27 protein-coding genes and 4 tRNA genes are annotated in these 26,916 nt (G+C 68.8%); 21 read left to right on the forward strand and 10 right to left on the reverse strand.

The window, feature by feature from the left end; genetic code table 11:
* Nucleotides 1-443 precede the first annotated feature (443 nt).
* From ACFWZ4_RS15135 to wrbA, 4 genes are all read right to left on the reverse strand, one after another.
* Nucleotides 444-929 (reverse strand): asparaginase domain-containing protein, encoded by a 486-nt coding sequence (locus ACFWZ4_RS15135; RefSeq protein WP_439705494.1) that lies wholly within the window; start codon nt 927-929, stop codon nt 444-446.
* Between the two features lie 64 nt (nt 930-993).
* Complete coding sequence (locus ACFWZ4_RS15140) at nt 994-2,628, reverse strand: acyl-CoA dehydrogenase family protein (protein WP_439705495.1); 1,635 nt, start codon at nt 2,626-2,628, stop codon at nt 994-996.
* 200 nt (nt 2,629-2,828) lie between these two features.
* A complete protein-coding gene (locus tag ACFWZ4_RS15145; RefSeq protein WP_439705496.1) occupies nt 2,829-3,179 on the reverse strand; it encodes a DUF2069 domain-containing protein in 351 nt (116 codons plus the stop codon).
* Nucleotides 3,176-3,775 carry an NAD(P)H:quinone oxidoreductase gene (gene wrbA, locus ACFWZ4_RS15150; protein WP_439705497.1) on the reverse strand — a complete coding sequence of 200 codons (600 nt, stop codon included), beginning with the start codon at nt 3,773-3,775 and terminating at the stop codon, nt 3,176-3,178. The genes ACFWZ4_RS15145 and wrbA overlap by 4 nt, the downstream gene beginning before the upstream one ends.
* Before the next feature lie 70 nt (nt 3,776-3,845).
* Here wrbA and ACFWZ4_RS15155 point away from each other — a divergent pair, with 70 nt between their 5' ends.
* The 3 genes from ACFWZ4_RS15155 to ACFWZ4_RS15165 are packed head-to-tail and all read left to right on the forward strand — an operon-like array spanning nt 3,846 to nt 5,840.
* Entirely contained in the window at nt 3,846-5,108 is a 1,263-nt protein-coding gene (locus tag ACFWZ4_RS15155; protein WP_439705498.1) for a YihY family inner membrane protein, read from the forward strand.
* Nucleotides 5,105-5,572, forward strand: coding sequence for a TlpA family protein disulfide reductase (locus ACFWZ4_RS15160; RefSeq protein ID WP_439705499.1), 468 nt, complete (start codon nt 5,105-5,107; stop codon nt 5,570-5,572). The genes ACFWZ4_RS15155 and ACFWZ4_RS15160 overlap by 4 nt, the downstream gene beginning before the upstream one ends.
* 1 nt (nt 5,573) lies before the next feature.
* On the forward strand, nt 5,574-5,840 hold the full coding sequence (locus tag ACFWZ4_RS15165; RefSeq protein WP_439705500.1) for an acylphosphatase: 267 nt from the start codon (nt 5,574-5,576) through the stop codon (nt 5,838-5,840).
* Between the two features lie 38 nt (nt 5,841-5,878).
* On the opposite strand, the gene ACFWZ4_RS15170 is transcribed toward ACFWZ4_RS15165, so the two are convergent.
* The 3 genes from ACFWZ4_RS15170 to hemA form a co-directional block, all read right to left on the reverse strand.
* A complete protein-coding gene (locus ACFWZ4_RS15170; protein ID WP_439705501.1) occupies nt 5,879-7,978 on the reverse strand; it encodes an O-linked N-acetylglucosamine transferase family protein in 2,100 nt (699 codons plus the stop codon).
* On the reverse strand, nt 7,975-9,051 hold the full coding sequence (gene prfA / locus ACFWZ4_RS15175; RefSeq protein WP_439705502.1) for a peptide chain release factor 1: 1,077 nt from the start codon (nt 9,049-9,051) through the stop codon (nt 7,975-7,977). Before prfA ends, ACFWZ4_RS15170 begins: the two co-directional genes overlap by 4 nt.
* Nucleotides 9,052-9,137: 86 nt before the next feature.
* Nucleotides 9,138-10,409, reverse strand: coding sequence for a glutamyl-tRNA reductase (gene hemA, locus ACFWZ4_RS15180; protein ID WP_439705503.1), 1,272 nt, complete (start codon nt 10,407-10,409; stop codon nt 9,138-9,140).
* A gap of 97 nt (nt 10,410-10,506) precedes the next feature.
* Here hemA and ACFWZ4_RS15185 point away from each other — a divergent pair, with 97 nt between their 5' ends.
* From ACFWZ4_RS15185 to ACFWZ4_RS15225, 9 genes are all read left to right on the forward strand, one after another.
* Nucleotides 10,507-12,255 (forward strand): tetratricopeptide repeat protein, encoded by a 1,749-nt coding sequence (locus tag ACFWZ4_RS15185; RefSeq protein ID WP_439705504.1) that lies wholly within the window; start codon nt 10,507-10,509, stop codon nt 12,253-12,255.
* A complete protein-coding gene (lolB, locus tag ACFWZ4_RS15190) occupies nt 12,252-12,881 on the forward strand; it encodes a lipoprotein insertase outer membrane protein LolB (RefSeq protein ID WP_439705505.1) in 630 nt (209 codons plus the stop codon). Before ACFWZ4_RS15185 ends, lolB begins: the two co-directional genes overlap by 4 nt.
* A gap of 4 nt (nt 12,882-12,885) precedes the next feature.
* Nucleotides 12,886-14,292, forward strand: a complete 1,407-nt coding sequence (gene ispE, locus ACFWZ4_RS15195; RefSeq protein WP_439705506.1) for a 4-(cytidine 5'-diphospho)-2-C-methyl-D-erythritol kinase — start codon at nt 12,886-12,888, stop codon at nt 14,290-14,292.
* Between the two features lie 45 nt (nt 14,293-14,337).
* Nucleotides 14,338-14,414 (forward strand) — tRNA-Gln (locus tag ACFWZ4_RS15200).
* A gap of 48 nt (nt 14,415-14,462) precedes the next feature.
* Nucleotides 14,463-15,401, forward strand: coding sequence for a ribose-phosphate diphosphokinase (locus ACFWZ4_RS15205; protein WP_439705526.1), 939 nt, complete (start codon nt 14,463-14,465; stop codon nt 15,399-15,401).
* Between the two features lie 140 nt (nt 15,402-15,541).
* Nucleotides 15,542-16,192: a 50S ribosomal protein L25/general stress protein Ctc gene (locus ACFWZ4_RS15210; protein ID WP_439705507.1), complete on the forward strand. Its 651-nt coding sequence runs from the start codon at nt 15,542-15,544 to the stop codon at nt 16,190-16,192.
* A gap of 50 nt (nt 16,193-16,242) precedes the next feature.
* Nucleotides 16,243-16,833 carry an aminoacyl-tRNA hydrolase gene (gene pth / locus ACFWZ4_RS15215; RefSeq protein WP_439705508.1) on the forward strand — a complete coding sequence of 197 codons (591 nt, stop codon included), beginning with the start codon at nt 16,243-16,245 and terminating at the stop codon, nt 16,831-16,833.
* Nucleotides 16,834-16,915: 82 nt separating this feature from the next.
* Entirely contained in the window at nt 16,916-18,007 is a 1,092-nt protein-coding gene (gene ychF / locus ACFWZ4_RS15220; RefSeq protein WP_231324141.1) for a redox-regulated ATPase YchF, read from the forward strand.
* Between the two features lie 163 nt (nt 18,008-18,170).
* A complete protein-coding gene (locus tag ACFWZ4_RS15225) occupies nt 18,171-18,599 on the forward strand; it encodes a hypothetical protein (RefSeq protein WP_439705509.1) in 429 nt (142 codons plus the stop codon).
* A gap of 59 nt (nt 18,600-18,658) precedes the next feature.
* On the opposite strand, the gene ACFWZ4_RS15230 is transcribed toward ACFWZ4_RS15225, so the two are convergent.
* Complete coding sequence (locus ACFWZ4_RS15230; RefSeq protein WP_439705510.1) at nt 18,659-19,084, reverse strand: DUF6491 family protein; 426 nt, start codon at nt 19,082-19,084, stop codon at nt 18,659-18,661.
* A 232-nt stretch (nt 19,085-19,316) separates the two neighbouring features.
* Here ACFWZ4_RS15230 and egtB point away from each other — a divergent pair, with 232 nt between their 5' ends.
* The 4 genes from egtB (at nt 19,317) to ACFWZ4_RS15250 (ending at nt 23,455) form a co-directional block, all read left to right on the forward strand.
* Nucleotides 19,317-20,561, forward strand: a complete 1,245-nt coding sequence (egtB, locus tag ACFWZ4_RS15235) for an ergothioneine biosynthesis protein EgtB (RefSeq protein WP_439705511.1) — start codon at nt 19,317-19,319, stop codon at nt 20,559-20,561.
* Nucleotides 20,562-20,584: 23 nt separating this feature from the next.
* Complete coding sequence (egtD, locus tag ACFWZ4_RS15240) at nt 20,585-21,571, forward strand: L-histidine N(alpha)-methyltransferase (protein ID WP_439705512.1); 987 nt, start codon at nt 20,585-20,587, stop codon at nt 21,569-21,571.
* Nucleotides 21,572-21,689: 118 nt separating this feature from the next.
* Complete coding sequence (locus ACFWZ4_RS15245; protein WP_439705513.1) at nt 21,690-22,745, forward strand: class I SAM-dependent methyltransferase; 1,056 nt, start codon at nt 21,690-21,692, stop codon at nt 22,743-22,745.
* Nucleotides 22,742-23,455: a pseudouridine synthase gene (locus ACFWZ4_RS15250; RefSeq protein ID WP_439705514.1), complete on the forward strand. Its 714-nt coding sequence runs from the start codon at nt 22,742-22,744 to the stop codon at nt 23,453-23,455. Before ACFWZ4_RS15245 ends, ACFWZ4_RS15250 begins: the two co-directional genes overlap by 4 nt.
* A gap of 45 nt (nt 23,456-23,500) precedes the next feature.
* Here the strand turns inward: ACFWZ4_RS15250 and ACFWZ4_RS15255 are convergent, their stop codons facing one another.
* Nucleotides 23,501-23,839 (reverse strand): YkgJ family cysteine cluster protein, encoded by a 339-nt coding sequence (locus ACFWZ4_RS15255; RefSeq protein ID WP_439705515.1) that lies wholly within the window; start codon nt 23,837-23,839, stop codon nt 23,501-23,503.
* Between the two features lie 101 nt (nt 23,840-23,940).
* On the opposite strand from ACFWZ4_RS15255, the gene ACFWZ4_RS15260 reads away from it, so the two are divergent.
* The gene (locus ACFWZ4_RS15260; RefSeq protein WP_439705516.1) at nt 23,941-25,500 is read left to right on the forward strand and encodes a protein adenylyltransferase SelO; all 1,560 of its coding nucleotides are present in this window, start codon (nt 23,941-23,943) and stop codon (nt 25,498-25,500) included.
* Nucleotides 25,501-25,561: 61 nt separating this feature from the next.
* Here ACFWZ4_RS15260 and trxC read toward each other — a convergent pair whose 3' ends face one another.
* Nucleotides 25,562-25,999, reverse strand: coding sequence for a thioredoxin TrxC (gene trxC, locus ACFWZ4_RS15265; RefSeq protein WP_439705517.1), 438 nt, complete (start codon nt 25,997-25,999; stop codon nt 25,562-25,564).
* 173 nt (nt 26,000-26,172) lie between these two features.
* Between trxC and ACFWZ4_RS15270 the strand changes: the two genes are divergently transcribed.
* From ACFWZ4_RS15270 to ACFWZ4_RS15285, 4 genes are all read left to right on the forward strand, one after another.
* Nucleotides 26,173-26,258 (forward strand) — tRNA-Tyr (locus tag ACFWZ4_RS15270).
* Between the two features lie 49 nt (nt 26,259-26,307).
* Nucleotides 26,308-26,381: transfer RNA gene (locus ACFWZ4_RS15275), tRNA-Gly, on the forward strand.
* A gap of 24 nt (nt 26,382-26,405) precedes the next feature.
* Nucleotides 26,406-26,481: transfer RNA gene (locus tag ACFWZ4_RS15280), tRNA-Thr, on the forward strand.
* 80 nt (nt 26,482-26,561) lie between these two features.
* Nucleotides 26,562-26,916: GTP-binding protein (locus ACFWZ4_RS15285; protein ID WP_439705518.1), on the forward strand; the 355-nt coding region annotated here is incomplete at its 3' end.

Below are 26,916 nucleotides of genomic sequence, written 5' to 3' on the forward strand. Positions count from 1 at the left end.
CCGCGTCGGGCAACCGACGCGGACCTCCTGAGCCCCAAGAGACGACCCCGGCTCCGGCCGGGGTTTTTTTTCATGCCCGTTGCCTGGGAAACGCGAAGGACGCGACTGGCCGCGCAACTTGCCGATTTGACCTGGCATCTTCCGGCGGGCAAACGGTGAGCAGCCTGACCGTCCGCCTCCCCGCCAGCGTCACCGACAGCTACGCGTCCATTGCATCGCGCTTGTCGGAAGCCGCAACCAACTGCACGGCTAGCAGCCCTGGTTAGGTGGCGCATAAGGCGCATGGTGCCGTACATCGGGATGATGGAGCATCCGCTTCCTCGGGCCCCGGGGCTATTCGCAGTACGCGCGTTGCGCCGGATGACGCCATGCAGGCCGTGCAGTGGCGCAAACGACGAGGGGCCGCCTTGCGGTAGCCCCTCCTTCCACATCCTGCCGTTCGCTCAGGCCTGCTCGAAGCGATTGGCGTCGCGGTTCTTGCGCACCTTGGCGGGATCCCACACGCGGCCGTTCATGGCGATGTAGACGCCGTCCGGCAGCGTCTGCACGGCGGCCACGGCGCAGCCGATGTTGAACACCGCATCGGAACCCTGGAATCGCGCCGGGTTCAGCGCGCCCGTCAGCACGATCACCTTGCCCGGGATGGACGCCAGTTCGCGCGCGGTCTCGACCATCGTGTCCGTGCCGTGGGTCACCAGCACATGCCGGTGCGGCTGCGCCTCGATGGTTGAGCGCACCAGCGCGCGGTCCTCGGCGCCCATGTGCAGGCTGTCCTTGCGCAGGATCGGGATCACGTCGAACGCGAACGCCACGCCGAGCTGGCCGAGAATCTCGCCGATCTGCGGCGCGCCGATCTTGTAGTCCGACTTGTCGTCGAAATAGATCTTGTCGATGGTGCCGCCGGTGGTGACGATGGTCAGGTGCTGCATGGTGGCTTCGAGGGCAGGTGGGGTGGGTAGTTTAGCGGCTCGCGGTGGGGCGGGCGGAAACCCGTCACAACAGCAGCCGCGTATCGGCCAGGTCCGCCGCCGCCAACCGGTCCAGGCCGTGCGCGACGAAGCACCGCAGCGCCGCACCCGGGCGCATGTCGCAGCGTCCGCGGGCGAACGTGGACTGGCGGGCGAGCAGGGCGGCCGCGGCACAGCGCGCCAGCGTGAGCGCCAGCCCGCGGGCCGAGGCTTCCAGGTCCGCGCGATCGTTGCGCGACGCCTGCAGTTGCCGCGACGCGGCCTCGAAAGCGGCATGGATCGGCGCCACGGCTTCGGGCTCGTGGCAGCCGTCGACCCAGCCGGCGATCGCGGTGCGCAGCGCGTCCAGGCCCTCGCCGAGCGCGCGCAGGCTGTCCAGCGCGAGCACGTTGGTGGTGCCTTCCCAGATCGCGTAGACCTGCGCGTCGCGCAGCAGTTGCGGCAGGCCGGTGTCCTCGATGTAGCCGGCGCCACCGAAACACTCCAGCGCCTCGGAGCAGAGCGCTACCGCAACCTTGCCGGTCCACAGCTTCGCCAGCGGCGTGAGCAGGCGCAGCAGCGCGGTTTCGTGCGGCGCGGCGAGGCCCTGTTCCACGCGACCCAGCAACTGAACGACCTCGAAGGCCAGCACGAACGCGCCCTCGAACTCGGCGCGCATGTCGGCCAGCGTGCGCGCATGCAGCGGCTGCTCGATCAGCGGACGGCCGAATGCCTCGCGGTGCGCCGCGTAGTCGCACGCCAGCGCCAGCGCGCGAGCCATGCTCGCCACCGCGCACACGGCGTTCCAGGTGCGCGTGACGTTGAGCATCGGCGCGACCTGGCGTACACCCTGGGCGAGCTCGCCCAATGGCCAGGCGGGCAGGCCATGGAGATGGGTCTCGGCGGTGGGCAGCTCGCGGGTGCCGAGCTTGTCCTTCAGGCGGTCGACGACGAGCTCCGGTTTGCGCGCTGCGCCGTCCATCGTCTCGACGTAGAACAGGGCCAGGGCGGCAGTGCCGTCGCCGGCACCTTCCGGGCGCGCGAGCGCGAGCGCCGCCTCGCCGACGACCGCCGAGCTGAACCACTTGCGTCCGTGCAGGCGCCACTGGCCGGCTTCGTCCCGTCGCGCGACGGTGCCGGTGTGGCCTACGTCCGAGCCGCCGGCGGTCTCGGTCATCCATTGTCCGCTCAGCCAGAAGGTGGCCGGATCGCGGCTCAGGAAATGCGGCAGCGCGCGGTCGATCAGCGCCTGATTGGCTGAAGCCTTCAGCGCCGCGATGGCGCCGTCGGTCATCGCCACCGGGCAGGTGTAGAACTCGCTGGCCAGGTGGTAGAGGTAGACGCGTGCGAACTGCTCCAGCCGCGCGTGCTCGTGCGGCTCGTGGCCGGCGGCCAGGATGGCGTGACGGGTGGTCAGGCCGGGTCCTTCCTGCCAGGCCGCGGTCAGTTCGATGCGGTCCACGCGTCGACCCCAGGCATCCCAGCGCGTGAGCACCGGCGTCCGCGGCGTACTGCGGCGAGCGCGCTCCCAGGCGAGCTGGGCATAGTCGCCCAGGGCGTCGAGGTCGGCATCCAGCGCCGGGCGTCGTTGGGCAGGGATCACCCGGTCCAGCAAGGCCAGCAGCGTGCGATCGTTGCGGTAGGGGTGGACCAGCTGCGGCGCGGTCTGCAGGAAATCCATGGCGCGTTCCCGTTTGCAGGATACGCGCGAGTATAGGTGCCGGTTCGTGGGTGGGGCGCGAGGCTCTGCGACGTCGGCGTTGCGCGCCTGCGCTCAGGTAAGCGGTGCTGCCAACGTATGCCTGTATCCGTTCGGACTAAGCGTACGTGCACGCGGGAGTCGAGCGCTTGCCTCGACCTCGTTTCAACCGGCAAGTCAGCTCAACCTTGCGGCTTCCTGCGTTTCACGCCCGCCCCGAGCGCCACGATCAACAGGAGCGTCAATCCGATCTCCGCAAGCGCCAGCCACTTTTCCGTCGGCGCGCTCCACGCCTCGGCCACGCCGTGGCAGAAATAGAACAGGCTGAGGATGCCCACCCACAGCAGCGCGCGGCGCAAGTCCGGCAGCGCGGTGAGCGGCACCAGCAGTGGTACCACCGTGACCCCCAGGACCAGCCAGGTCGGCAGGTGTTCGGGACGGGCGAGCCAGCCGTGCCACACCAGTTGCAATGCGATCAGCGCGAACCATGCGACGCGGCCGACGCGGTAAGGCAGCGCGAACGGCGTGCTCATGCGGACATCGCCAGCTTGCGTGCGGTTTCGCCCAGCCGCCGCCCCAGCGCGCGGGCCAGTTCCCGCTCGTGCTCGCTGATCGCATTGTCGCCCTTGGGTCCGGCCACATGGCTGGCGCCGTAGGGCGTGCCGCCGCTGCCGGTGGCGGTCAGTGCCGGCTCGGTGTACGGAATGCCCAGCAACAGCATGCCGTGGTGCAGCAGCGGCAGGGCCATCGTCAGCAGGGTCGATTCCTGCCCCCCGTGCATGGTGCTGGTGGAGGTGAACACGGCCGCGGGCTTGCCGGCCAGCGTACCGCTCGCCCACTCGGCGCCGGTGGTGTCCAGGAAATGCTTGAGCGGCGCGGCCATGTTGCCGAAACGCGTGGGACTGCCCAGCGCCAGGCCGGCGCACTCGGCCAGATCCGCGCGGCTGACGTAGGGCGCGCCCTCGTCGGGTACGGGCGGTTGCGCCGTCTCGGTGACCGGCGCGACCGGCGGCACCTGGCGCAGACGCGCCTCCAGGCCGGCTTCCTCCACGCCGCGGGCGATCAGGCGCGCAAGCTGGGCGGTATGGCCGCTGCGGCTGTAGTAGAGGACCAGGATCGTCAGGCTCATGCGGGCTCGGTTGGGCGTTCGCGGGCGATCGGGTAGTGTAGCGGCCGCCTTCTGCTTGATGGTGCCATCCATGGCCTGGCGTTTCGATCGCGACCGCGCGCTCAGCTTCAGCCGCTTCATCTGGCAGCGGTTCATCGACGACAAGTGCTTCGAGACCGCCGGTGCGCTGTCCTACACCACGCTGGTCTCGCTGGTGCCGCTGATGGTGGCGGTGCTGGCGATGCTGTCGGTGTTCCCGGTATTCCAGAGCGCGCGCGACGTGCTGCTCACCTTCGTGTTCCAGAACTTTCTGCCCTCGACCGTGGCCAAGGTGCAGAACACTCTGCAGACCTTTGCCGCCAACGCCAGCCAGCTCACCGGCATCAGCATCCTGGTGATGCTGTTCAGCGCGCTGTCGATGATGATCAGCATCGAGGACCGCCTCAATCGCATCTTCCGCGTGCACCAGGCGCGCAGCTGGAGCTCGCGCCTGCTGCTGTACTGGGCGGCGCTGACGCTCGGGCCGATTCTTGCGGTCGGCGGCATCGCGGTGACTTCGTACGTCACGGCCATGCCGCTGCTTGCCGGCGCCTACGCGCAATTGGGCCTGGGCCAGCGCCTGCTCGGCGTGCTGCCGTTCGTGGTGACCTTCGTCACCCTGTGGCTGATGTACGCGGCGATCCCCAACTGCAAGGTGCGCCGCAGCGATGCGGCGATCGGCGCGCTGCTCGGCGCGGTGATGTTCGAGATCGCGCGCTGGGGCTTCACGCTGTTCGTCAGCAACGCGCAGAGCTACCAGCAGATCTACGGCGTGCTGGCGACCATCCCGATCTTCCTCTTGTGGATCTACCTGTCCTGGGTGATCGCGATCCTGGGCGCTTCGGTGGCCGCGTCGCTGTCGGCCTACGAGTACCACGCGCCAGCGGCCACCCTGCAGGAAGGCGCCGAGTTCCTCGGCCTGATGGTGGTGCTGCGTCACTTCGTCGAGGCGCAGCGCAAGGGCTGCAGCGTGGATCCCGCGACCGTGCGCCTGCAGGAGCCCTACCTGCGCAGTGCCAGCATCGCCACGTACTTCGACGACCTGCAGCGCGCCGATTTGATCCAGCGTGGCGAAGCAGGCGGCTGGCTGCTCAGCCGCAGCCTCGACAGCACCGATCTGTTGCGGGTGTATCGTCACACCAGTTATCGCCTGCCGCTGCGGCCCGTCGACGAAGCGCGAGCCTTGGGCATCAACCTGCCGGCGGCGCTGATCGAACTGCTGGCCGAGGTCGCGCGGATGCTCGACGACACGCTTGGCCGACGGCTGGACCACACGTTCCCACCCACGCCCGAACCGGAGAACCCCATCCCATGAAGCTCGCCCCGCTCGCGCTTGCCGCGTGCCTGCTCGCCGCCGCGGTTCCCGTGCAGGCGGCGATGCCGGCGCAGCCGTCGCTGAAAGTGACGACCCTGGACGGTAAGCCGTTCGACCTGGCCGCGCAGCGCGGGTACTGGGTGATCGTGAACTTCTGGGCCACCTGGTGCGTGCCCTGCATCAAGGAGATGCCGGACATCTCGCACTTCGTGAAGACGCACGCCAACGTGCGTGCGATCGGCCTGGCTTACGAAGACAGCGACAAGGCGGACATCCAGGCTTTTCTCGCCAAGCATCCGGTGAGCTACCCGATTGCCCAGGTTTCGCTGGACGATTCGCCGAAGGATTTCGACGAACCGCGTGGCTTGCCCACCACTTACCTGATCGCGCCGGACGGCCACGTGGCCAAGCGCTTCGTCGGTCCGGTGACCGGCCAGTCGCTGGACGCGGCGATCGGCCAGTGACATGGCGGCCGCGCGTTTCCTCGTCAGTGGTCGGGTGCAGGGCGTGTTCTATCGCGCCAGTACCCGGGGCCAGGCGCGGCAACTGGACCTGACCGGCCACGCCCGGAACCTGCCGGACGGCCGGGTCGAAGTGGTCGCGCACGGTTCACCCGAGGCGCTCGACGCGCTGGAACGGTGGCTGTGGCAGGGGCCGCCGGCGGCGGAGGTGGAGGGCGTCGAGCGCGCGCATCATGACGGTGAGCCGCCGCGTTCTTTCACGACGGGCTGAACCTCGCGGGGGGGGGGCGAAGCCCGCTCCGCGAACGGTCAGAAATCCAGGTCGATCGGCGGCCGGCCGATGCGGTGGCGGGTGCCGATCGTCTGCACCACGCGGCGGAAATCGGCGGCGAAACCGGGCATGTCGAACAGCGGCGACGTCGCGCGCAGGCCGGTCAGGTGGGTACGGATGGCGGTCAGGGCAGCGCGGTCGCGGCCCAACTGCACGGCCATCGCCACGAAGGCGTCGGGATCGTCGGCCACCAGTTCGGGCAGGTGGGCGTGGTGCAGCAGGCTGGCGGCGATGCGCCCGGCGAAGGTGTCGCCGGCGCAGGTGAGCAATGGACAGCCGGCCCCCAGCGCGTCGGCGGCGGTGGTGCGGCCGCCGCAGGGCAGGGTATCCAGGCACAGGTCGACCAGCGCATAGCGGGCGAGGTGTTCCGCGTGCGGCAGGTCGGGCAGGAAGGCCAGCCGCCCCGGTGGAACCTCCAGGGTCGCGGCGGCGGCGCGCAGGCGTTCCTCCCCGCCGTCCGGTGCCGCGCGCAGCCACAACACGCTGCCGGGCACTTCGTGCAGTACCTGCACGAAGCGAGCGAAGGCATCCGGACCGATCGTGGCGATGGCGTTGAAACAGGCGAACACCGTGCCCGTCTCCGGCAAGCCGCATTCGGCGCGCGTGGGTGGCGGCGTGGCGATGTGGGTGTCGATGGGCAGAAAGCAGCGCGGCAGCGACAGCACTTTTTCGCTGTAGTCCCCGCGATGCGGCGCCGGCAGCACCACGGTGTCGGCGAGGATGTAGTCGATCCATGCCGCGCCGGCGGTGCCCGGCAGGGCCAGCCAGTTCACCTGCAAGGGCGCGGGACGCAAAGCCAGTATGTCGGCGTTTGTGTGTTCGCCATAGCCGGTGAGATCGAACAGCACCTCGACGCCTTGCGCGTGGATGCGCTCGGCCGCCTGTGGGGGCGGCACGGTGTCGATGGCATGCAACGGGGCCGCCGCCACCAGCCGCTGGCGGATCGGTCCGCCGTCATCGGCCGTCGTGGCGAACAGGTGCAGCTCCAGTCCGCCCAGCGCGGCCAGCGCCTCGACCAGGCCAGCCACGGTGCGGCCGATCGGATGTTCACCGAAACCGTCGGAAACCAGTCCGACGCGTATCGGCGCGTCGGGTGCGGGCCGCGGCAGGGCGAAGGCGAGCTTCTGTCGCAGGGGCGCGAGCTGTTGCTCGATGCTGCGGGTGAACGTTTCCATGGCCTTGCGCTGGAGCGCGCGGCCGAATGGCTCCAGCGGCAGCACGAAGGGCACGATGCCGGATCGACCGCTTTCCACCGCGTCGCGAAGGCGTGCGGTCAACGCCTCCTGCTCGCGCCAGTCGGCCAGCCGCCGTCGCATGCAGGCGAGGCGGCTGAGAGCTGCGCCGGACTGCGGAGCCAAACTCAGCGCGCGGGCGTAGGCATCCGCGGCGGCGCTCAACTGGCCGGTTTCCTCCAGCATCCGCGCCGCCTGGAAGGCGAACCGCGGCTCGCGCGGCGTCAGCCGCTCGGCCTCCAGCCAGGCCTGGGCAGCTTCCGCGCTGCGGCCCGAGGCCTGTAGTGCATGCCCGAGCAGGGCGTGGGCGGCATCCAGGCGCGGCGCAAGCTTCAGCGCCTCGTGCACATGCGCCAGGGCGGTTGCGGTATCGCCCAGTTCCAGCTCGGCTTCGGCCAGGTTGAGGCGCAGGCCGGGGTGCTGCGGCGCCGCGCGCAGCGCCTGGGCAAAGGCCTCGCGAGCGTCCTCGTACCGGACGGCGACCATCAGCGCCACGCCCAGTACCTGCAGGATGACCGGATCGCCGGGCTTGCGCGCCAACGCGGCGTGGAGGCGCTCGATGGCGGCCTCGGGACGACCGTCCTCCAGCGCGACGTTGGCCAGGTTGCACTGCACTTCGATGCTGTCCGGCGCCAACTCCGCGGCGCGGTGCAGCGCGCTGAGGCCGTCGTGGCGGCGCCCCAGCTGCAACAGTGCGATGCCATGCAGCCGGACCAGTTCGCCGGACAGCGGAAAGCTCCGGCGCGACCGCGCGGCAACCTCTTCGGCATCCCTGCTGGCACCCTGGCGCAGCAGGTGCGCCAGGCGGTGCAGCGTCGCCTCGAGCTCGGCGCGCGCGCCGGTCATGAAGCGAGGCTCTTGAGCTCGTCGGCCTGGTGCTCGCGCGTGAGCGTGTCGACCAGTTCGTCCAGCTCGCCGGCCAGCACTTCGGGCAGGCGGTACAGGGTGAGATTGACGCGGTGGTCGGTGATGCGGCCCTGCGGAAAGTTATAGGTGCGGATGCGCTGGCTGCGGTCGCCCGAGCCCACCTGCAAGCGACGCTCCTGTGCCTGTGCCGCGGCCTGCTTGCTCTGCGCCTCGTCGAGCAGGCGCGCCTTGAGCAGCGACAGCGCACGGGCACGGTTCTTGTGCTGGCTGCGCTCGTCCTGGCACTCGACCACGATGCCGCTGGGCAGGTGCGTGATGCGGATGGCGGAGTCGGTCTTGTTGACGTGCTGGCCGCCGGCGCCGGAGGCGCGGAAGGTGTCGGTCTTGAGGTCCGCCGGATTGATCTCGATCTCATCGATCTCGTCCATTTCCGGCAGGATCGCCACGGTCGCGGCCGAAGTGTGGATGCGCCCCTGCGACTCGGTTTCGGGCACGCGCTGCACGCGGTGCGTACCCGACTCGAACTTCAGCCGCGAGTAGGCGCCCTTGCCCTCGATGCGCGCGACGATTTCCTTGTAGCCGCCGTGTTCGCCGGGGCTTTCGCTCAGTACTTCCACGTGCCAGCGGCGGCGTTCGGCGTAGCGCGCGTACATGCGGAACAGGTCGCCGGCGAACAGGGCCGCCTCGTCGCCGCCCGTGCCGGCGCGCACTTCCAGAAAAAGGTTGGCCTCGTCGCGCGGGTCCTTCGGCAGCAGCAGGATCTGCAGCTCGCCGTCCAGTTCCGCCAGGCGTGTTTCCAGGCGCTCGACGTCGTCGGAGGCCATCTCGCGCAGCTCCGGGTCGGCCAGCATGGCGCGCGTCTCGGCCAGCTCGCGCTCGGCGCCGTCATGTTCCCGCAGGGCCGCCGCAACCGGCTCGATCTGCGCGTACTCGCGCGACAGTTCACGGAAGCGGTTGGCGTCGGCGAGCACGTCCGGCTGCGCGAGCAGCAGGCCGATCTCCTCATGGCGTTCGGCCAGGGACTCGAGTTTGCGGCGGATCGATGGGGTCATGCCGATGCGTTTTCCAATGGGAGGAGCGCACGAAAGTGCGCGACCGCGACGGAGCGATTATCGCCGGACGAGCACGGGGTGCGCCCCTACCGTTTGTCGGTGGGCTCGTCGGTGGGTCCGTACAGCCGCCCGGCCGCATGCAGCAGATCCAGGTCGCCGTTGAGCGCCGCCTCGCGCAGGCGTGCGCTGGGATGGTGCAGCAGCTTGTTGGTCAGCGTGTTGGCGAGAAACGCCAGCGCCTCGTCCGGCGACTTGCCGCGGGCTAGCATCGCCTGGGCCTTGACCAGCACCTCGTCGCGATAGCGCTCGGCGTGCTGGCGCAGGTCGATCGCCGGATTGCGCAGGGTCAGCGCGCGACGCCAGGCCATGTAGTGGTCGACCTGCAGGTCGATGATCGTCTCGGCTTCGCGCGCCGCGGCCTCGCGGGAGCGGCGGTTCCCGTCGATGACCTGCTGAAGGTCGTCGATCGCGTAGAGGTACACGTCCTCCAGCGACGCGACCGTAGGATCGATGTCGCGCGGCACCGCGATGTCGACCATGAACATCGGCTTGCGCCTGCGCGCCGCGACCGCCCGCTCGACCATCGGCCGGGTCACTACAGGTTGGCGGGCGGCGGTCGAGGAAATCACGATGTCGGCCTCGGCCAGGTGTTGCGGCAGATCGGCCAGCGCGATGGCGTAACCGCCGTAGCGGGTGGCCAGTTCCTGCGCGTTTTCCAGTGTGCGGTTGGCCACGATCAGGCGGCTGACCTGCTTGTCCACCAGGTGGCGCGCGGCCAACTCGATGGTGTCGCCGGCGCCGATCAACAGCACGCAGGCCTGCTTCAGGTCGGTGAACACCTGCTCGGCCAGCCGCACGGCGGTAAAGGCCACCGAAACGGTATGCGCGCCGATGCGGGTGTCGGTGCGCACGCGCTTGGCGACGGCGAAGGTGTGCTGCAGCAGGCGGTCCAGCGGCGCGCCAAGCGCCCGCGCGTCGCGCGCGAGCTGGTAGGCGTCCTTCACCTGGCCCAGGATCTGCGGTTCGCCCAGCACCATCGAGTCCAGTCCGGTGGCGACGCGGAACATGTGGCGCACCGCCGCGTCCTCGTCATGCCGGTAGAGGAACTCGTCCAGCTTGCCCGGGGTCAAGCGATGGTGGCGGTTGAGCCACGCCTGCGGCGCCTGCTCGGCACCCTCGGCCACGCCGACGTAAAGCTCGGTGCGGTTGCAGGTGGAGAGGATCAGCGCTTCCTCCACGCCCGGCTCGGCCCGCAGTTCGCGTAGCGCTTCGCCGGCGGCGTCCGCGTCGAACGCCACCTGTTCGCGCAGGCTGACCGGCGCGGTGAGGTGATTGAGCCCGAGGGCGATCAGCGGCATGGCGTGGAATGCGAATTGACGACGGGGTATCCGCGGCGGCGTAGGCTAAGCTTTCGGTACCGGGGCGCGATCAGGTACGGGCCGGACGGACGATGGGATGAGGACTAGTGTGCTGAGCGTGAAGGGCAAGTTCAAGCAACTGCGGCATTTTGCGGGCCTGGCCGGTTTCGCGCTGGGCCTGGCCGGCTGCGCCAGCCTGCCCGGCGGCAAGGCTTCCGCGCCTGCTCCCAGGCAGCCGCTGGACCGGCTTGCCGTCGTCACGCCGGACGAGCAGCACGACCTGCTCGCGCAGCTGCTGGCCGGTGAAATGGCGCTGACGCGCAACGACCTCAAGGGTGCTTCGGCCCGCTATGCCCAGGCCATGGCGCTGTCGGACGACCCCAAGGTCGCCCAGCGGGCAGTGGAGCTGGCCCTGGCGGTGCGCGACACCCAAACCACGCAGCAAGCGATCGACCGCTGGCAGGCGCTCGGCGCCGGCACCGCCGACCTGGCCCAGGCGCGCGCCGAACTCGCCCTGGCCACCGGTGATACCGCCGGCGCGCGCGAACAACTGGAGCGTCTGGTCGGCAGCGGCGATCCGCACGCCTGGCGCCGTTTCGGTCGCGCCCTGGTCGGCGCGCGCGATCCGGCGCAGGCAGCCCAATTGCTCGAAACCCTGGCCACGCCCGACCGGCTGCCGGCCGATCCGCAGGCTTGGCTGGCGATGAGCGAGCTGGGCGACAAGCTCGGCCGGCCAAAGTACGCCATGCAGATCGCCGATGCCGCGGTGGTGCGCTTCCACGAGACCGAGACCTACGCCTGGGCGGCGCAGATGAAGTTCAAGGCCGGCGACAAGAAAGCGGCCACCGGACTGCTCAAGCAGGCGCTGGCCCGTTCGCCGGACAACGTGCGCCTTCGCCTTACGTACGCCAGCCTGCTCAGCCAGGGCGGCGATTACCAGGCCGCTGCAAAGCTGCTCGACAAGGGCCCGCAAAGCGCCGAAACCTACGCTTTGCGCGCCGGGCTGGCCGCGCAGGCGCACGACAAGACGGCGCTGGCCAGGCTGTACCGCGACCTCAAGAAGGCGCCCTCCGACGTACGTGAAAGCAGCGCCTTCCTGCTCGGCCAGCTGGCCGAGATGCAGGACCGCAACGATGAGGCGCTGGACTGGTACGACCAGGTGGGTGACGACGATCCGCACGCCTTCGACGCCGACCTGCGCAGCGCGGTGATCCTGCACACGGAGGGCAAAGTGGACGACGCGCATGCGCTGATGGAACAACTGGAAACCGCCTACCTCGATCAACCCGAGGAATTGCGCCGCGCCTGGCAGGCTGACGCCGAGCTGTACATGCGCGAGGGGCATTATGCGCAGGCCGCGAAGGCCTACGACCATGCACTGCAGGTGCTGCCGGACGATCCCGGCCTGCTCTATGGCCGCGGCCTGGCCAATGCGGAGGCGGGCAACGTCGACCACGCGGTGGCCGACTTCCGCCACCTGCTCAAGCTCAAGCCGGACGATATCGACGCCAGCAACGCGCTGGGCTACACGCTGGCCGACGCTGGCCGCGACCTGCCTGAAGCCAAGCAGCTCATCGAGGCGGCCCGCGCGGCCAAGCCGCATGACCCGGCGATCGCCGATTCCTGGGGCTGGCTGCAGTACCGCCTGGGCCACCTTGACGAGGCCGCGCGCGCGCTGCGCCAGGCCTGGAGCGCCGCGAAAGACGCCGACGTCGGTGTCCACCTGGGCGAGGTGCTGTGGAAACTGGGCAAGCGCCAGGATGCGAAGCACGTGTTCGACCAGGTACGCAAGATCGATCCGCGCAACGCCAACCTGCGCGACACCCTGCGGCGCCTGGAACCATGAGGCGCCTCCTCTTCCCGGTCGCGGCAGCCGGCCTGCTGCTGGCCGCCTGCGCGCCGGTGCCGGTGCGCAAGCCGGCCAACGAGGCCGCACTCGCCGCGCAGGCCACACGCGAAGGGCAACTGGCGGACATCCGCCAGTGGACGCTCGAAGGTCACCTTGCCGTTTCCGATGGCCACGACGGTGGCAGCGGCAGCTTGCGCTGGATGCAGGACGGCGAGCGCTACGACTTCCAGCTGCGTGCGCCGATCACCGGCAAGAGCTTCCGCCTCAGCGGCGGCCCCCAGGGCGCGCTGCTGGAAGGTATCGAAGGCGGGCCGCTTCGTGGCCCCGACGCCGAGGCGCTGATGCGCAAGGCGCTGGGCTGGGAGGTGCCGCTGGACGACTTGCGCGCCTGGGTGCTGGGCCTGCGCGCACCCGGTGCATCGGCCGAGTTGCGCTTCGGCGAACACGACTTGCCGTCGCTGCTCACCCAGGATGGCTGGACGGTGGATTACCGCGCCTGGGACCAGGCACAGCAGCCGCCGTTGCCCCAGAAAGTATTCGCCAGCCGCCCGCCCTACAAGGTCAAGCTGTCGATCGACAGCTTCCAGCTCGGCCCGGCGCCCTGCGCCGATTGCGGGCGCTGACGCCATGGCGGTGACCCTCGTGCGCGCCGTGTCGGCGCAGGTCCCCGCGCTGTGCGCGATCGAGCGCGAGGCGGTGGAACTGTTCCGCGGCCATCGCGCGTGGCATGCGTACGCGGCCATGGCGATTCCCCCCGAGTTGCTGGAAGTGGCGGTGACGCGTGGCCTGGTCTGGGTCGCGCTGGAGGAGGGCGCGCCGGTCGGTTTCGTGTGGCTGCAGGACGGCATGGCCGATGGCGCTGTCGAAATCGCCGAGATCGACGTGTTGCCCTCGCACGGGCGCCGCGGGATCGGCGCCGCGCTGCTCGAGCACGCCTGTGCCTGGGCGCGGGCGGCCGGCTATGGCCGCGTCGACCTGGGTACGTTGGCGGACGTGCCATGGAATGCGCCGTTCTATGCGAAGCATGGCTTCGCACAGGTGGACAAGAACGAGCCGTCCTTCGCCCGAGCCCGCGAGCGGGATCGCGAGAACGGTTTCCCCGACGCCCTGCGCGTGTTCATGTCGCGCCCGCTCGGTGCGCCCGATCGCGAGGAGTGGACCGCCTGGCCCGCGCCGGCCAAGCTCAACCTGTTCCTGCGCATCGTCGGCCGCCGCGCCGACGGCTACCACGATCTGCAGACCGTGTTCCGCCTGCTCGACTGGGGCGATGAACTGCGCGTGCGGGTGCGCCAGGACGGCGCGATCGTGCGCGCGAACGAGGTGCCTGGTGTGCCGTCGGACGCCGACCTGGTGGTGCGCGCCGCACACCTGCTGCAGGTGGAAACCGGCGTGGCGCTGGGCGCCGAGATCGCCGTGGACAAGCGCATCCCGATGGGCGGTGGCCTCGGCGGCGGCAGTTCCGATGCGGCCACCGCGCTGGTCTCGCTCAACCACCTGTGGGGCTGCGGCCTGGACGAGGACGTGCTGGCCGGCCTGGCGCACCGGTTGGGCGCCGATGTGCCGGTGTTCGTTCGCGGCCGCTCGGCCTGGGCCGAGGGGGTGGGCGAGCGACTTAACCCCGTGGCGCTGCCGCGACGCTGGTACGTGGTGCTCGACCCGGGCGAACACGTGCCCACCGCGGCCCTGTTTCAAGCGTCTGAATTGACACGAAATGCACCTCCGGCGACAATTTCGTCCTTTGCTTCCGGCGAAACGGCGGAAAACGCGTTCGAGCCGGTCGTGCGCGCGCGACACCCCAAGGTGGCCGCGGCGCTGGACTGGCTCTCGCGCTTCGGTCGCGCCCGGCTTTCCGGCAGCGGCGGATGCGTGTTCCTGGAAACCGCCTCGCTCGCGCAGGCGCGAAAGGTGGTGCGGCAGTGTCCTCCGGCGTTCGCGGCGCAACTGGCCGCGGGGGTGGAGGTTTCGCCCTTGCATCGCGCCTTGGCGCGCCACCGCGCGCGGGTCGCATCGCCGGGGCAGCCGTTGCGGGCTTGAAACACACGACGGGCAGTCAGGACGACGGCCCGCCAAACGAAACACTGGGGCGTCGCCAAGCTGGTTAAGGCACGGGATTTTGATTCCCGCATGCGCAGGTTCGAATCCTGCCGCCCCAGCCATTCACGAATGGCTTTTTTCGAGGAAACACCGTGGACACGTCCACCCCGATGCTCTTCACCGGCAACGCCCACCGCACCCTCGCCGAGGACGTCGCGCAACGGCTCGGCGTGCCGCTGGGCAAGGCCCTGGTCGGCAAGTTCAGCGATGGCGAGGTGCAGATCGAGATCGAGGAGAACGTCCGCAAGCAGGAAGTGTTCGTGCTGCAGCCGACCGGCGCGCCGAGCGCGGAAAACCTGATCGAGATGCTTGCCCTGGTCGACGCGCTCAAGCGCGCCTCGGCTGCCACCGTCACCGCGGTGATGCCGTACTTCGGCTACGCCCGCCAGGATCGCCGTCCGCGCTCGGCGCGCGTGCCGATCACCGCCAAGATGGTCGCCACGTTGATCGGTACCGCCGGCGTCGACCGCGTGCTGACGGTCGACCTGCACGCCGACCAGATCCAGGGCTTCTTCGACGTGCCGGTGGACAACGTCTACGCCTCGCCGATCCTGCTGGCGGACATCTGGCGCAACTACTCGATGGACGACCTGATCGTGGTCAGCCCCGACGTCGGCGGCGTGGTACGCGCCCGCGCGATCGCCAAGCGGCTGGACGATGCGGACCTGGCGATCATCGACAAGCGCCGCCCGAAGGCCAACGTCGCCACCGTGATGAACATCATCGGCGAGGTCGACGGCAAGACCTGCGTGCTGGTCGACGACATCGTCGATACCGCCGGGACCCTGTGCGCCGCGGCCGCGGCCCTGAAGGAGCGCGGCGCGCGCAAGGTCGTCGCCTACTGCGTGCACCCGGTGCTCTCGGGCGCGGCAATCGGCAACATCGAGAACTCCCAGCTCGACCAGCTGGTGGTCACCAACACGCTGCCGCTGCGCCCCGAGGCGCAGGCTTGCAGCAAGATCCGCCAGCTCTCGGTCGCCGAGCTGCTGGCCGAAACGATCCGCCGCATCGCCTTCGGCGAGTCGGTGAGCTCGTTGTACGTGGATTGAAAGCTGGAAGCCCGCCCAGGAAGGGCAGGCCTGATTTTCGCGGCACGGATGCCGCGCGGAAGTAACGGACTTTCCTGGTCGCGGGGAAGTCGCTCGTCCGCCGCGAGGCGGGCAAAACACAACCAAGGTAGTAAACGAACATGGCCCAGATTCATGAAATCAAGGCACAGAACCGCAGTGACGAGGGGAAAGGTGCGAGCCGCCGCCTGCGTCACGCGGCGATGGTGCCTGCCGTCGTCTACGGTGGCACCCAGCCGCCGCAGAGCATCCAGATCGAACACAACACCATCCTGCTCGCCGCCAAGAACGAGTGGTTCTTCTCCTCGATCCTCGACCTGAACGTCGACGGCAAGGTGCAGAAGGTGCTGGTGCGCGACTGGCAGAAGCATCCGTTCAAGCAGCAGATGCTGCACATGGACTTCCTGCGCGTGAACGAGAACGAAGCGGTCCGCGTGAACGTGCCGCTGCACTTCCTCAACCAGGAGAAGTCGCCGGCCGGCAAGACCTCCGGCGTGGTGATCTCGCACAACCTGACCGAAGTGGAAGTGTCGTGCCTGCCGGCGAACCTGCCGGAGTTCATCGAACTCGACCTGGCCGACCTCAAGCCCGGCGACATCGTCCACCTGTCGCAGATCAAGCTGCCCAAGGGCGTGAGCCTGCCGGCGCTGAACCTGGGCGCGGACCACGACATTGCCGTGGTCACCGCCAACACGGTGAAGGAAGAGGCCGAGCCGGCCGCCGAAGCCGCGGCTGCGCCGGAAGGCGAAACCAAGCCTGCCGAGAAGAAGTAAGCGAAGTCCGGGCCTCCCTTCCGCGGGAGGCCCGGCCATCGGCTTAAGGCATGGCTGGACTCAAGCTCATCGTCGGCCTGGGCAATCCCGGCGCCGAATACCTCCGGACCCGGCACAATGCCGGGTTCTGGTTTGTGGACGCGCTGGCTTCCGGCCAGGGCGAGCGCTTTGCCTTCGACGGCAAGCTGCACGGCGAGGCCTGCCGCGTGCGAATCGGCGGCGAGAGCGTATGGCTGCTCAAGCCGTCCACTTTCATGAACAAGAGCGGCATCGCGGTCACCTCCGCGCTGCGCTACTACAAGATCCAGCCCGACGAGTGCCTGCTGGCGCACGACGAACTGGATCTGCCGGCCGGTACCGTGCGGATGAAATTCGACGGTGGCCACGGCGGCCAGAACGGCCTGCGCGACACCATCCAGCACCTGGGCCACGGCAAGTTCCACCGCCTGCGCATCGGCATCGGCCATCCGGGCCACAAGGACAAGGTCACGCCTTGGGTGCTCGGCAAGCCATCCGCTCAGGACGAGGATGCGATCCTCGACGGCATTGCCCGCGCGCTGGACGTGCTGCCCCTGGCGGTGGCAGGCCAGTTCGACAAGGCGATGCAGCAACTGCATACCGCGGGAGCGGGGAACGGATAGCCGGACGTGAGCGCGCAGGCGCACCGTCCGTTCTTTACGATCCCAGGCTTCTGTTTTCCTACCTGTTTCCCGGAGCCCCATCATGGGTATCAAATGCGGCATCGTGGGTCTGCCCAACGTCGGCAAGTCCACCCTGTTCAATGCGTTGACCAAGGCCGGCATCGCCGCGGCCAACTTCCCGTTCTGCACGATCGAGCCGAACGTGGGCGTGGTGCCGGTGCCCGATGAGCGCCTCAACGCGCTCTCGGCGATCGTCAATCCGCAGAAGGTGGTGCCGACCGCGGTCGAGTTCGTCGACATCGCCGGCCTGGTCGCCGGCGCGTCGAAGGGCGAAGGGCTGGGCAACAAGTTCCTGGCGCACATCCGCGAAGTCGACGCGATCGCCCACGTGGTTCGCTGTTTCGAGCACGGCGATATCGTGCACGTGGCCGGCAAGGTCGATCCCATCGCCGACATCGAGACGATCGACACCGAACTGGCGCTGGCCGACCTGGACTCCGTCGAGAAGGCGCTCAACCGCGCCGAGCGCGCGGCCAAGGCCAACGACAAGGAGGCGCTCGCGAAGAAGCCCGTGCTGGCCAAGCTCGCCGCCGCGCTCAACGAAGGCAAGTCCGCTCGCAGCATTGGTCTGGACGAGGAGGAGAAGGCGCTGGTGCGCGACCTCTTCCTGCTCACCCTCAAGCCGCTGATGTACATCGCCAACGTGCGCGAGGACGGTTTCGAGAACAATCCGCACCTGGACGCGGTGCGCGCCCGCGCCGCCACCGAGGGCGCCGAAGTGGTGCCGGTGTGCGCCGCGATCGAGGAAGAAATGGCGCAGCTCGAAGACGCCGACCGCGACGAGTTCCTCAAGGATCTCGGCCTGGACGAACCGGGCCTCAACCGCGTGATCCGCGCCGGCTACAAGCTGCTCAACCTGCAGACCTACTTCACCGCGGGCGTGAAGGAAGTGCGCGCCTGGACGGTGAAGAAGGGCGCCACCGCTCCGCAGGCCGCCGGTGTGATCCACACCGACTTCGAGCGCGGCTTCATCCGCGCCGAGACCGTCTCCTACGACGACTTCATCCAGTACAAGGGCGAAGCCGGCGCCGCCTCGGCCGGGCGCCTGCGCAAGGAAGGCAAGGACTACGTCGTCAAGGACGGCGACGTGCTGCACTTCCTGTTCAACGTCTGAGTCCGGCCACTCGTGTGGGAGCACCAAAAAAGGGAGCTCCCACAGTCGTGGCGCGCAGTTCGATTCTGGGCTCGCGCCGCGCGCCGCGCGCTTAAGTGCCGATTAAGCCCGCCAGCCGGAGCATCGCCATGAAGGGCAACACCGCCCGATTGGAGGCATCTGCATGAGCACGCATTGGCTGGCCAAACCCGCGCTGGCGATGGCGACCCTGCTGCTGGCGTCGACCGCAGCGCTGCCGGTGGGAGCATCGGCGCACGACTGGCACGACCGGGGCTGGCACGGCCGCGGCCATTACGACCGCGGCTGGCATGACCGCGGCTGGCGCGACCATGACCGCTACGACCGTGGCCACTGGAGCGGCGGTCGATGGGTGGCCGGGGCGATCGTCGCCGGCGCCGTGATCGGCCTGGTGGACGACGCGCTCAATCCGCCGCCGCGCGAGGTGGTCTACGAGCGCCCGGTCTACCGCCGCCCGGTGCGGGTGGTCTACGAGGAACCGGTCGTCACCCGCCGCGTGGTGGAGACGCGCACGGTCTATGTGGATCAGGCGCCATCCACCCGTTACGTCGGCTACTACGGCGACGGTGACTGAAGACCGACATTCCGACGAAAAAGAGCCCGGGCATCCCGGGCTTTTTTTCGTCCGCGGCATCATCCGCCAGGCGGCAATTCCGCCACGCTGCCATGGCGCGCCGCGTGCTGGCGCATCTGCTCGAATGTCGACTTGTCGACCATCTCCACCGAGGAGATCGCGCAGGCCGGCTGGTCGCGGGCGCTGACCGTTTCGCCGACCTGTCCACAGATGCGGCCGTCGCCGACGGATTTGCCCGACTCGCTCGCACGCAGCAGGAGACCTGGTGCGCCGATCCCCAGGCGCGGGCAGTCGGCGGCCAGGTGCACCACGTAGCGGTACGGGCCGGTGCGCACCAGCGCGGTGCGCGCATCCACGACGTGCCATTCGTTGATCTTGTCGGTCTGGATGCATTGCGCGTAGGGCAACGCCTTGCCGGGCGCGCCGGCGGCAGAGGCGGCGCAGTTTGCGGTAGCAAGCAACAGCAGGACGGGCAGGCGTTTCATGGCATCACCTCGCGAGGGGAAAGGCGCATGGGGGGCAAGCCCCTCCAGCATCGCGCGCCGGCATCGCCGGCGCCAGCGGCGCCGTGTCAGGAATTTGCCATCGGCCGATCACACGTATTGAACGGGGGGTACGCCATGCTTGCAGGATGCCTACGGTTCGATCCGCTCCGCGGTACCGCGTCACCGGCAACGCCCACGCGAACCGCGCGTCCGACCCACGAAGGAACAGGCCATGACGCAGCTGAGCCCCCTCGCCGGCGACACTCTCGCGCAGCGCTACCGGCGGGTCCGCCAACAGACCCTGCAGCTCTGCGCGGGTCTCACGGCCGAAGACATGATGGTGCAGTCGATGCCCGACGCCAGCCCGGCGAAGTGGCATCTGGCGCATACCACGTGGTTTTTCGAGCAGTTCGTGCTCGGGCGCGATCCGCATTACCGCCCGCGCGACCCGTCCTGGCATTACCTGTTCAATTCCTACTACCAGAGCGTCGGCCCGATGCACGCGCGGCCGCAACGGGGCCTGCTGTCGCGGCCCTCGCTGGAAGAGGTGCTGGCGTATCGCCGCCATGTCGACGAGGCCCTGGGCGCGATGTTGCTGCGCGGGGACGAGGTTGCGCCGACCGCGATCATCGAGCTCGGTCTGCAGCATGAGCAGCAGCACCAGGAATTGCTGCTCACCGACATCCTCCATGCTTTCTGGAACAATCCGCTGTTGCCGTCGTACCTGCAGGCAGCGCCGTCCGTGTCCATGGCGCCGGCTTCCCTGCAGTTCCTGCCGGGTGAGGAGGGCGTGGCCGCGATCGGCCATGCGGGCGACGGCTTTTCCTTCGACAACGAAACCCCGCGGCACCGCACGCTGCTGGCGCCCCATGCGCTGGCCAATCGCCTGGTCACCAACGAGGAGTACGCCGCGTTCGTGCACGACGGCGGTTACCGCGAGCCGTCGTTGTGGCTGTCCGATGGTTGGGCCACCGTGCAGAGCGAAGCATGGCAGCGACCGATCTACTGGAGGCAGGACCTGGCCAGCGCGTTCTCGCTGGCCGGCGTGCAGGCGCTGGATCCCGGTGCGCCGGTCTGCCACCTGAGCTACTACGAAGCCGATGCCTTCGCCCGCTGGGCCGGTGCGCGACTGCCCACGGAAGCCGAATGGGAGGTTGCGGCCGCAACGCTGCCGGTCCAGGGCAACCTGCTCGACGGCGTGCCGCGGCTACCGCAGCCCGCCGGCGGCACGGGCCTGACGCAGATGTACGGCGACGCCTGGGAGTGGACTGCATCGCCCTACGTGGCCTATCCCGGCTTCCGTCCCCTGCCGGGCGCGCTCGGCGAATACAACGGCAAGTTCATGTGTGGCCAGTGGGTGCTGCGTGGCGGTTCGTGCGCCACTCCAGCCGGCCATGTGCGCGCGAGCTACCGCAACTTCTTCCCCCCGCAGGCGCGCTGGCAGTTCGCCGGCCTGCGCCTGGCCAAGGACCGATAAGAACTCTAAGGAGCATTGCCCCGATGAACATCCGTGCCCTGGACCTGCCCGCCGACGGACGCACCCCGCCCGCCGGCGGGCTGCTGGAGACCGTCCGCCGCGGGCTGCGCGCGCAGCCCAAGCGCCTGCCCTCGTGGCTTTTCTACGACGCGCAGGGCTCGGCGCTGTTCGAGCGCATCTGCGAGCAGCCGGAGTACTATTTGACCCGCTGCGAGACCGCCCTGATGCGCGAGCACGCCGCCAGCATCGCCGACACGCTGGGCATGGATGTGCGCTTGGTCGAGTACGGCAGTGGCAGCGCGACCAAGACGCGCCTGCTGCTCGAGCACATGGCCTCGCCGGTGAGCTACGTTCCGGTGGAAATCTCACCCGAACCGTTGCTGCAGAGCGTACGGCGCCTGGGCGAGCACTTTCCGCAACTTCCGGTCCAACCGCTCTGCGGCGACTTTACGCGTCCGCTGCGTCTGCCGATCCCCCCGCGCGCGCCGCGACGCACGGTCGTCTATTTCCCCGGCTCGACCATCGGCAATTTCGACGCGCGCGAGGCGATCGCCCTGTTGCGCAAGATGCGTACGGAGATGGGCGAGAATGGCGGCATTCTGATCGGCGCGGATCTGAAGAAAGACACGTCCCTGATCGAGGCGGCCTACAACGATGCCGCCGGCGTCACGGCGGAATTCACCCTCAACATGCTCGCGCGCCTGAATCGCGAGCTGGGCAGCGATTTCGATCTGGCCGCGTTTCGCCACCGCGCACACTACAACGCGTTGGCCGGCCGCATCGAAACCAGCCTGGTCAGCCAGTGCGAGCAGAAAGTGCGGGTGGGCCGCAGCCAGGTCGCCTTCGGCAAGGACGAGGCGATCCGGGTGGAAGTCAGCTGCAAATACTCGCTGGAGGACTTCGCCACGCTTGCGGGCAAGGCCGGGCTGGAGGTACTGCGCGTGTGGCTGGACCCCGAGCGCATGTTCAGCGTGCAGTATCTGGTGCGCGCCGGCTCGGTCGCCCGCTAGGCGAACCTGGGCAGGGTGGGCTTCACGCACCGCGTCTTGCCTGGTGCTCCGGGCCGCTGCCGCGTTGCCACCGGCATCAACGCGTAGAATCGCGCTCCCACCTGTCAGCCCGAATCCGATGGCAGCAACCGTCGCCACCGCGCCCGCGCCCCAACTGGACGCTCTGTTCCTACCCATCGCCAGCGGCGAGCTGCGTCTGCCTGATGATGGCCGGGTGCTTTTCCTGCGTGCCCGCGAGGGTGCGTCGTTGCGTGCATTCGCCGGTCCTGGCTGGCTTTGCGCGCAGAGTTTCAGGCCCTTTGCCGACGAGCTTTGCCGGGCGGGCATGACCGTCGGCGAGCCGGCGCAGGACGACCGGTTTGCGCTGGTCCTCGTGCTGCCGCCGCGTCAGCGCGATGAGGCTCGCGCCCTGCTCGCCCGCGCCGCGCGACACCTGCAGTCCGGCGGCGTCGTGCTGGTGGCGGTGCCCAATGCCGAAGGCGCGAAATCGGCCGAAGCCGATGCCGTGCAGCTGTTTGGCGCGGTGCACAGCCTGTCCAAGCACAAGTGCCGCGTGTTCTGGGCCGGCGCCGGCGACGCGATGGACACCGCACGGCTGGCCGAGTGGGAGGCGTTCGACGCGCCACGCCGGATCGCCGGTGGTTATCTCAGCCGTTCCGGGCTGTTTGCCTGGGATCGCATCGATACCGCCTCGGCGCTGCTTGCGGCGCAGCTGCCGCACGACCTGGTCGGCCGTGTCGCCGACCTTGGCGCGGGCTACGGTTATCTCGCGGCGCAGGTGATCGCGCGCTGCCCTGGCGTCACCGCCGTGGATCTGTACGAAGCCGAAGCACGCGCGCTGGAGCCGGCCCGCGTCAACCTCGCCGAGGCGATCGCTGCGAGCGGGCGGAAAATGGACGCGGACGTGCGCTGGCACGATGTCACCACCGGCCTGCCGCACCGCTACGATGCGATCGTGACCAATCCGCCGTTCCACCAGGGTCGCGCGGACTTGCCGGGGCTCGGCCGCGCCTTCATCGACGTGGCTGCCGATGCGCTGCTTCCGCACGGTCGCCTGTGGATGGTCGCCAACCGGCACCTGCCGTACGAGGCCACGCTGGCTGCGCGCTTCGCCCACGTGCGAACGGTGGCCATGCAGGAGGGCTTCAAGGTGATCGAGGCGGTACGTGCATGAAGCTGGTACGCCTCATTGCCAACCTCGGCTACGGCAGCCGCAAGGAAGTGATGCAGCTGTTCCGCGAAGGGCGGGTGACCGATCCGGCGGGCGAGGTCCTCTACACAGACGACCGGGCCGAACACGCGGACGTCCGCATCGACGGCGAGCCGCTGGATCCACCGGCGGGTCTGGTGCTGCTGATGCACAAGCCGACCGGTTACACCTGCTCGCGCAAGGATGCGGGACGGCTGGTCTATGACCTTCTGCCGCCGCGCTGGCGGCGCCGCGATCCGGCGCTGTCGACCGTCGGGCGGCTCGACCGCGACACGTCCGGGCTGTTGCTGCTCACCGACGATGGCGCGCTGCTGCACCGGATCATTTCGCCCAAGGCGAACGTCGCCAAGGTCTACGAGGCCTCGCTTGCCCGCGACCTGCGCGGCGACGAGGGCGGGGTGTTCGCCAGCGGCACGCTGATGCTGGAATCGGAAACTACGCCGCTCGCCCCGGCACGGTTGCAGCCGCTCGGGCCGCGTCGGGCCAGGCTGACGGTCACCGAGGGGCGCTATCACCAGGTGCGGCGCATGTTCGCCGCCGTGGGTAACCACGTGGACGCGCTCGAACGTGTGGCGATCGGTCGGCTGACGCTCGACGGCCTGGCGCCGGGCACGTGGCGCGCGCTGGCGGCGGACGAGATCGCCAAAGCCTTCGAGCCGCCATCGCTTGCGTAGGAGCGGCTGGGCCCGCATGCGTTGCCGACCCGACGGCAGGAGCTTTTACAGGAGCTTCACCGGCGTAGGGACGGACGGGCCATACCATTTGCGCCGCTCGTCCCGGCAGCCGGGGCTGCCCATGGTGTATTTGCGGCAGATCGCGGGGCGTTGCTCGTAGATCGTGCAGCGCGAGGTGTTCGGATCGACCGCCGCGCACCAACCGTCCTCACCCTTGGCGAGGGTCGCCAGTCCAAGGTCGTCGTGCGTGACCAGCCAGTCGGGCACATCGTCCTCGGGCATCAAGACCACGGTCAATCGGCAGCACACCGCATCGCAGGCCGTGCATTGCACGGAGGGGTCCACGCTCGTGGCGTAGCGATCGTCTTCGAAGTCGTCGTTCACACGTCAGTATGGGGCTTCGGGCGATTCCGCGCGCTAAACATTCGTGTTTGCGGGTGTGTCGCGGGCGAACGTTACCTGCTGGACCGGCGTGCGATCATCCCGTGATGCGCCTGGACTTCGACAATGCCTTCTTGCGCGATCTCGCGGGCGATCCCGAGCACGGAACGCGCCTGCGCCAGGTGGAAGGCGCCGCTTGGTCGCATGTCCACCCAACGCCCGTGCGGGCACCGCGCGTGGTGGCCTGGTCGGCTGAAATGGCGGCGACGCTCGGTCTCTCCGCGCGGGACATCGAAAGCCCGGACTTCGCCCGCGTGTTCGGTGGCAATGCGCTGCTGGAAGGCATGGAGCCGTGGGCCAGCAACTACGGCGGCCACCAGTTCGGCGTATGGGCCGGGCAACTGGGTGACGGCCGGGCGATTTCGCTGGGCGAGGCGCTGGACGCGCACGGACAGCGCTGGGAGCTGCAACTGAAGGGTGCCGGCCCCACGCCGTACTCGCGTGGCGCGGATGGCCGCGCGGTGTTGCGCTCGTCGATCCGCGAGTTCCTTTGCAGCGAGGCGATGCATCACCTGGGTATTCCCACCACGCGCGCGTTGTGCCTGGTCGAGACCGGCGAAACAGTGGTGCGCGACATGTTTTACGACGGCAATCCGCGTGAGGAGCCGGGTGCGATCGTTTGCCGCGTCGCGCCCTCGTTCATCCGCTTCGGCAACTTCGAACTGCCTTACTCGCGCAATGATGTGGCGCTGCTGCGCCAACTGGTCGACTTCACCATCCGGCGTGATTTCCCTCGCCTGCAAGGGCGGGGCGAGGCGCTCTATGCGGATTGGTTCGGCGAGGTCTGCGAACGCACCGCGCGACTGATGGCGCAGTGGATGCGCGTTGGCTTCGTGCATGGGGTGATGAATACCGACAACATGTCGATCCTCGGCCTGACGATCGACTACGGCCCCTACGGCTGGATCGACGACTATGACCCGGAGTGGACGCCCAACACCACCGACGCGGGGCGCCGGCGCTACCGCTTTGGCCAGCAGCCGAACGTGGCGTGGTGGAACCTCAGCCGGCTGGCCAGCGCGTTGTCGCCCCTGTTCGCCAATGTCGCGCCGTTGCAGGCGGGGCTCGATCGCTACGTCCGCACGTGGGAGGCATCCGACCGCGCCAACGCGGCGGCGAAGCTGGGCATTGCCACGGCCGGCGACGAAGACCTGGAACTGCGCGACGGCCTGCATGCCTGGATGCGCGAGGCCGAGGCCGACATGACTCTCACCTGGCGCGCGCTGATCGAGCTGGATCCTGCCGCGCCCTCGCCGGACGTGCTGGCGGGCGTGTGCTACGACGAAGGCCGACGCCAGGCTGCCGAGCCGATGCTGCGGGACTGGCTGGGGCGTTACGCCGCGCGCTTGCGCGAGGACCCGCTGCCGGCCGTGCAGCGTCGCAGCCGCATGCAGCTGGCCAATCCCAGATATGTGTTGCGCAACTATCTCGCCCAGGAGGCGATCGATCGCGCGGAGCAGGACGACTATGCGCAGATCCATGAGCTGTTGGACGTGATGCGCCGCCCTTACGAGGAGCAGCCCGAACGCGAGCGCTTCGCGCGCATGCGTCCCGAATGGGCGAAGCAGCGCGCCGGTTGCTCGATGCTGTCCTGCAGCTCCTAGATCGTCCGCAGGAGCGTGGTAGCCGTCGACCGAGAATGGCGCTCAATTGACCCGTGCAGGCTCATTGCAGCGCGTGGTCGACGAACTGCCGCAATTGCGCGGCGCTGAGCGCCCCCGCCTGCCGGGCGATCTCGCGGCCGCCGCTCAGCAGGGCGAGCGTGGGAATGCTGCGGATGCCAAATCGCTGCGACAATTGCGGTTGCGCGTCGGTATCCACCTTGGCCAGGCGCAGGCGCGGTTCGAACTGGCGCGCCGCCTCGGTGAACACCGGCGCGAAGCCGCGACAGGGACCGCACCAGGGTGCCCAGAAGTCGATCAGCACCGGCAGGTCGCCACGTCCGGCCACGGCGTCGAAGTTGGCCATCGTCAGCTCGATCGGCCGGCTCTCGAACAGTGGCTTCTTGCAGCGGCCGCACACCGGCTGTTCGGCCAGGCGACCGGCAGGAACGCGGTTGAGTGCGCCACAGTGAGGGCAGGGAACGTTCAACGGTGCGGGCATGGCATGCTTCCGGGTGGCCTTGCACGGATATGGCGGCCGTCGTGGACGGTGCAAGCGATCCGGACGGTGGACGCGCGAGGAATCAGTCGCACCGGATGTGGCCAAACGCGGATTTGACCGTCGCAAACTGTTGACACACCCGGGCCCGCTCGCGAAAATAGGCGTTCTTTGTTGGAGGGATACCCAAGCGGCCAACGGGGGCAGACTGTAAATCTGCTGGCTTACGCCTTCGGTGGTTCGAATCCACCTCCCTCCACCATCAGACGAGTTCCGCGCAGGACCTGGTGTCAAGCCGGGAGTTGTACCAGGCGGGAGTAGTTCAATGGTAGAACCTCAGCCTTCCAAGCTGATGGTGCGGGTTCGATTCCCGTCTCCCGCTCCATTGATCTCGTCTCCAAACGTTTTCGCTCATGTAGCTCAGTCGGTAGAGCACTTCCTTGGTAAGGAAGAGGTCACAGGTTCGATTCCTGTCATGAGCACCATCTCACGCGGCTGCCGCCGGTCGCTCCGGGCCTACGGCAGGTTTTCTTTTTTTCATTGACTCCATCGGGGTTTAGCGCGCATGGCAAAGGGTAAATTCGAACGCACCAAGCCGCACGTGAACGTCGGCACGATCGGCCACGTGGACCACGGCAAGACGACGCTGACGGCGGCGCTGACCAAGGTTGGTGCCGAGCGCTTCGGTGGTGAATTCAAGGCCTACGACGCGATCGACGCGGCGCCGGAAGAGAAGGCGCGCGGCATCACGATCTCGACCGCGCACGTGGAATACGAGTCGCCGACCCGCCATTACGCGCACGTCGACTGCCCCGGCCACGCCGACTACGTCAAGAACATGATCACCGGTGCGGCGCAGATGGACGGCGCGATCCTGGTGTGCTCGGCCGCCGACGGCCCGATGCCGCAGACGCGCGAGC

The sequence above is a fragment of the Frateuria sp. GZRe12 genome (assembly GCF_051900535.1).
Classification (GTDB): domain Bacteria; phylum Pseudomonadota; class Gammaproteobacteria; order Xanthomonadales; family Rhodanobacteraceae; genus Frateuria_A.

What these genes read in the sequence shown, in the direction of transcription:
- pth (WP_439705508.1), top strand. Translation starts at nt 16,243, where the DNA reads ATGGCTGGACTCAAGCTCATCGTCGGCCTGGGCAATCCCGGCGCCGAA.
- wrbA (WP_439705497.1), bottom strand. Translation starts at nt 3,775, where the DNA reads ATGAGCCTGACGATCCTGGTCCTCTACTACAGCCGCAGCGGCCATACC.
- ACFWZ4_RS15160 (WP_439705499.1), top strand. Translation starts at nt 5,105, where the DNA reads ATGAAGCTCGCCCCGCTCGCGCTTGCCGCGTGCCTGCTCGCCGCCGCG.
- ACFWZ4_RS15245 (WP_439705513.1), top strand. Translation starts at nt 21,690, where the DNA reads ATGGCAGCAACCGTCGCCACCGCGCCCGCGCCCCAACTGGACGCTCTG.
- prfA (WP_439705502.1), bottom strand. Translation starts at nt 9,051, where the DNA reads ATGACCCCATCGATCCGCCGCAAACTCGAGTCCCTGGCCGAACGCCAT.
- ACFWZ4_RS15205 (WP_439705526.1), top strand. Translation starts at nt 14,463, where the DNA reads ATGCTCTTCACCGGCAACGCCCACCGCACCCTCGCCGAGGACGTCGCG.
- ACFWZ4_RS15185 (WP_439705504.1), top strand. Translation starts at nt 10,507, where the DNA reads ATGAGGACTAGTGTGCTGAGCGTGAAGGGCAAGTTCAAGCAACTGCGG.
- ACFWZ4_RS15165 (WP_439705500.1), top strand. Translation starts at nt 5,574, where the DNA reads ATGGCGGCCGCGCGTTTCCTCGTCAGTGGTCGGGTGCAGGGCGTGTTC.
- ACFWZ4_RS15140 (WP_439705495.1), bottom strand. Translation starts at nt 2,628, where the DNA reads ATGGATTTCCTGCAGACCGCGCCGCAGCTGGTCCACCCCTACCGCAAC.
- ACFWZ4_RS15135 (WP_439705494.1), bottom strand. Translation starts at nt 929, where the DNA reads ATGCAGCACCTGACCATCGTCACCACCGGCGGCACCATCGACAAGATC.
- egtB (WP_439705511.1), top strand. Translation starts at nt 19,317, where the DNA reads ATGACGCAGCTGAGCCCCCTCGCCGGCGACACTCTCGCGCAGCGCTAC.
- hemA (WP_439705503.1), bottom strand. Translation starts at nt 10,409, where the DNA reads ATGCCGCTGATCGCCCTCGGGCTCAATCACCTCACCGCGCCGGTCAGC.
- trxC (WP_439705517.1), bottom strand. Translation starts at nt 25,999, where the DNA reads ATGCCCGCACCGTTGAACGTTCCCTGCCCTCACTGTGGCGCACTCAAC.
- ispE (WP_439705506.1), top strand. Translation starts at nt 12,886, where the DNA reads ATGGCGGTGACCCTCGTGCGCGCCGTGTCGGCGCAGGTCCCCGCGCTG.
- ACFWZ4_RS15170 (WP_439705501.1), bottom strand. Translation starts at nt 7,978, where the DNA reads ATGACCGGCGCGCGCGCCGAGCTCGAGGCGACGCTGCACCGCCTGGCG.
- egtD (WP_439705512.1), top strand. Translation starts at nt 20,585, where the DNA reads ATGAACATCCGTGCCCTGGACCTGCCCGCCGACGGACGCACCCCGCCC.
- ACFWZ4_RS15230 (WP_439705510.1), bottom strand. Translation starts at nt 19,084, where the DNA reads ATGAAACGCCTGCCCGTCCTGCTGTTGCTTGCTACCGCAAACTGCGCC.
- ACFWZ4_RS15145 (WP_439705496.1), bottom strand. Translation starts at nt 3,179, where the DNA reads ATGAGCACGCCGTTCGCGCTGCCTTACCGCGTCGGCCGCGTCGCATGG.
- ACFWZ4_RS15210 (WP_439705507.1), top strand. Translation starts at nt 15,542, where the DNA reads ATGGCCCAGATTCATGAAATCAAGGCACAGAACCGCAGTGACGAGGGG.
- ychF (WP_231324141.1), top strand. Translation starts at nt 16,916, where the DNA reads ATGGGTATCAAATGCGGCATCGTGGGTCTGCCCAACGTCGGCAAGTCC.
- ACFWZ4_RS15250 (WP_439705514.1), top strand. Translation starts at nt 22,742, where the DNA reads ATGAAGCTGGTACGCCTCATTGCCAACCTCGGCTACGGCAGCCGCAAG.
- ACFWZ4_RS15225 (WP_439705509.1), top strand. Translation starts at nt 18,171, where the DNA reads ATGAGCACGCATTGGCTGGCCAAACCCGCGCTGGCGATGGCGACCCTG.
- ACFWZ4_RS15155 (WP_439705498.1), top strand. Translation starts at nt 3,846, where the DNA reads ATGGCCTGGCGTTTCGATCGCGACCGCGCGCTCAGCTTCAGCCGCTTC.
- lolB (WP_439705505.1), top strand. Translation starts at nt 12,252, where the DNA reads ATGAGGCGCCTCCTCTTCCCGGTCGCGGCAGCCGGCCTGCTGCTGGCC.